Consider the following 3,518-nt stretch of genomic DNA (forward strand, 5'->3'; position numbering starts at 1 on the left):
GACATCAACAACGCGGTCAAGGAGGCGATGAAGGCCAGGGAGGAGCGCAAGCTCTCCACGCTGCGGATGGTCAATTCCACCATCAAGAACGCGGATATTGCTGCGCGCGGGGAAGGCAAACCGCCGCTGTCCGACGCCGACCTGCTCAGCGTGTTGCAGAAAATGATCAAGCAGCGCCAGGAATCGGTCGAGCTCTACGAAAAGGGCGGCCGGGCCGAATTGGCCGCGCAGGAGCGTGAGGAGATCGCGGTGATCTCGGCATACCTGCCGAAGCAGATGTCGGATGACGACATGAAGGCCGCGATATCAGCCGCCATTAAGGAGACCGGCGCCGCCGGCATGAAGGATATGGGCAAGGTCGTGGGCCACCTCAAAGGCAAATTTGCCGGCCAGATGGATTTCGGCAAGGCCAGCGGGCTCGTAAAGGCCGCGCTGACGGGTTGATTTTTGCCGGTGCATGTCGTCCCGGCGTTCGCGGGGACGCCCCCGCTACTCGTGAAGGACCTTGAAAGCTTCTTCTCATGCTCACCGAGACTAATGACTACGACAAGCTCTGCCGCGATTTCCGCTGGGAGATTCCGCCGCGCTTCAATATGGCAACCGCCTGCTGCGATCGTCACGCCGATGGGTCAGGCCGGCTCGCGCTGATCTATGTCGACGAGGACGGCACTTCGCGCCGCACGTCGTTCGATGACTTGGCCTCCATGTCGCGCCGCTTCGCCAATGTGCTCGGGGCCGACGGCCTGGTGCGTGGCGATCGCGTCGCGCTGTTCCTGTCGCAGTCGCTGGAATTGCCGATCGGTCATCTGGCGGCATTTCGCGCCGGCATGGTGTCGATTCCGCTGTTTGCGTTGTTCGGCGAAGAAGCGCTGGAATTTCGCCTCGCCAACTCCGGTGCCAAGGCCATCGTCACCGATGCGGCCGGGTGGGAAAAGCTGCAAAAAATCCGCGATCGGCTTCCCGAGCTCAAGCAGGTCTATCTCGTCGGCGACGAAGCGCCCGCAGGCACGAAAGCGTTCTGGCCGACGCTTGAGGCCGCCCCGTCCGACTTTGTCACCGTCGATACCGCGGCCGACGATCCCGCGATGATCATCTACACCTCGGGCACGACAGGCAATCCAAAGGGCGCGCTGCACGCCCATCGGGTGCTGCTCGGTCATCTGCCCAATGTCGAGATGATTCACGACTTCTTTCCCAAAGCTGATGACGTGATGTGGACGCCGGCCGACTGGGCCTGGATCGGCGCCTTGTTCGACGTGTTGTTTCCGGCGCTCTATCACGGCGTGCCGGTGGTCGGACATCGCGCGAAGAAATTCGACGCCCATGCGGCGATGCAGTTGATGGCCGACCACGCCATCCGAAACGTGTTTCTGCCGCCGACCGCGCTGAAGCTGATGCGCCAGGCCGAGGTGAAACATCCCGGCGTGAAGCTGCGCACCATCTTCTCGGGCGGAGAAGCGCTTGGCGCCGAGCTGCTGGACTGGGTGCGGGCCACCTTCGGCATCGAAGTGCATGAAGGGTACGGCCAGACCGAATGCAATCTGGCCGTCGGCAACAACGCCAAACTGTTTCCGATCCGGCCGGGTTCGATGGGCAAGGCGACGCCGGGATTCGACGTGCGCATCATCGACGACAAGGGACAGGAATTGCCGCGGGGAGAGCGCGGCATTATCGCGGTTCGCCAACCCAATCCCGTCACCATGATCGAATACTGGAAGAATCCGGAAGCGACGCAAAAGAAATTTTCCGGCGAATTTCTTCTGACCGGCGATCTCGGAAGGCAGGATGAAGACGGCTACTTCTGGTATCTCAGCCGCGAGGACGACGTCATCACCACGGCCGGCTACCGCGTCGGCCCGTCCGAAATCGAGGATTGCCTGCTGAAACATCCGGCGGTTGCGATGTCGGCGGTGGTCGGCATTCCCGATCCCGTCCGCACCGAATCGATCAAGGCGTGGATCGTGCTGCGTCCGGGATTTGCACCGAGCGAAGCACTGGCCCGCGAGATCCAGGATTTCGTCAAGGTAAAACTCGCCGCGCACGAATATCCGCGCTTCGTGCAATTCGCAGACAGCCTGCCGATGACGGCGACGGGCAAGGTGCTGCGGCGGGAGCTGCGGACGAGGGGATAGCGGCTTTCAGCCGGCCATGCCGAGCAGCAAATCCCGGCCTAGCCAACCATGGATCGGGAGAATCCGGCAACCAACTTCACCAGATCGGCCTGGTGTTTCACCCCGGTCTTCTGGAACAGATTGCGCAAGTGGGTTTTCACGGTCCCGGTGCCGATGCCAAGCGCCTCCGCGATTTGGGGACCTCCACCCAACTCCATCAGCGCCAACAAGACCCGCAGCTCGGCCTTCGTCAGTCGGTAGGCGTCGGCGATGACCTCGGGTGGGTTGGGGAGTTCAAGCGCCGCCTTGTGCACGAAGACGGCCGCGGTGGCGGTTTCGTCGATTCCCGCGATACGCCGCCGCGTCAGCGGCAGGAGGTTGGCGACACGACGTGTGCCGTCGGCTGCCATCAGCGGGATTGCGATGCTCTTGCTGCTGATCGCCGCGTCTCCGTCTCCGGTGGCGCGAAAGGCTTCCTTCAAAAGTTGATCGGCCCCGGATTCCCGGGCGGACAGCTTGCCGGCTGTGGCCCGCAGATAGTCGCCCTCCGAAAGGATGTCCTGCCCCGCCTTGTTCGAATAGATCAGGTTGCCGCGGGCATCGACGACGAAAACACCTGCCCTGATATGATCCAATAGATCGGAGAGGCCTTGCGCTTCCGCCGATTTGCGCTCGACGACATTGCCGATCAACACGGCTCGACGCAGATGAGGCACGAGAGCGGCAAGGAGTTCGAACGCTGCGGCGTCCGCCATTCCGTCTCGTTCATGGCGGAATACAACAAATCCCGCGGCGCTTGTCGCTGATCTTTCGAGAATGCAGAAAACGTTGTCGATCAATCCCTGCGGCCTGGCCCACTCCTTGTAGAACCGCGTCTCGAAGAACTCCGTCGGGACGAGCTGCTCCGAGCTGCTGCTGACCTGGCCTATGCCGACGGTCAACATCGCCGGGAGTAGAGGATTGTGATGAATGTATTTCTTGAAATAGAGCCGCTCGTAATCCGGGTCCATGCCCCATGTGTAATAGGCGTTTCCGACCTTTCGGACGGCATCCTGCCGGAAAATCGATGCGCCCATGCCGCCGACGAATCCGGCCGTCTTTTCGAGCACGGCGGTCCAAAGCCCGGGCTCCAGAGCGGCGTCATAGATCAAGCCGATGAGATTCAATAGCTGAGCGGTTTCAGTAACCATCGAACACTCGGGCATTCTTTCGAAAGCAGGGATGCAAAAGTCAATCCACTCCGAACAGTGTGAGAAACCCCACACTTGACCGAATTAGTCCGGCAAGCGGATCGGTATCTCCCAATCGGCAGATGCGGCCTCGCCTTCTTCGAGGTTAAAAGACCGGACCGAAGAGAGAGAGAGACGGAGTTTTTCATGCCGACATACATCCGACTTGCGTATCAAG

General features: G+C 61.1%; 3 protein-coding genes. 2 read left to right on the forward strand and 1 reads right to left on the reverse strand.

Features of this window, described 5'->3' with window-relative positions:
- Together WB528_RS19465 and WB528_RS19470 are read left to right on the forward strand one after the other, a co-directional pair.
- Positions 1-444: GatB/YqeY domain-containing protein (locus WB528_RS19465; protein ID WP_423890025.1), on the forward strand; the 444-nt coding region annotated here is incomplete at its 5' end.
- A 77-nt stretch (positions 445-521) separates the two neighbouring features.
- Positions 522-2,132 carry an acyl-CoA synthetase gene (locus tag WB528_RS19470; protein ID WP_423890026.1) on the forward strand — a complete coding sequence of 537 codons (1,611 nt, stop codon included), beginning with the start codon at positions 522-524 and terminating at the stop codon, positions 2,130-2,132.
- A 38-nt stretch (positions 2,133-2,170) separates the two neighbouring features.
- Here WB528_RS19470 and WB528_RS19475 read toward each other — a convergent pair whose 3' ends face one another.
- Positions 2,171-3,301 (reverse strand): helix-turn-helix transcriptional regulator, encoded by a 1,131-nt coding sequence (locus WB528_RS19475; RefSeq protein WP_423890027.1) that lies wholly within the window; start codon positions 3,299-3,301, stop codon positions 2,171-2,173.
- Between the last annotated feature and the right edge of the window lie 217 nt (positions 3,302-3,518).

Source organism: Bradyrhizobium sp. (assembly GCF_049586575.1).
Lineage (GTDB): Bacteria > Pseudomonadota > Alphaproteobacteria > Rhizobiales > Xanthobacteraceae > Bradyrhizobium.

Excerpts from the sequence above, each read along its gene's own strand:
- WB528_RS19470 (WP_423890026.1), top strand. The coding sequence starts at position 522 with ATGCTCACCGAGACTAATGACTACGACAAGCTCTGCCGCGATTTCCGC.
- WB528_RS19475 (WP_423890027.1), bottom strand. The coding sequence starts at position 3,301 with ATGGTTACTGAAACCGCTCAGCTATTGAATCTCATCGGCTTGATCTAT.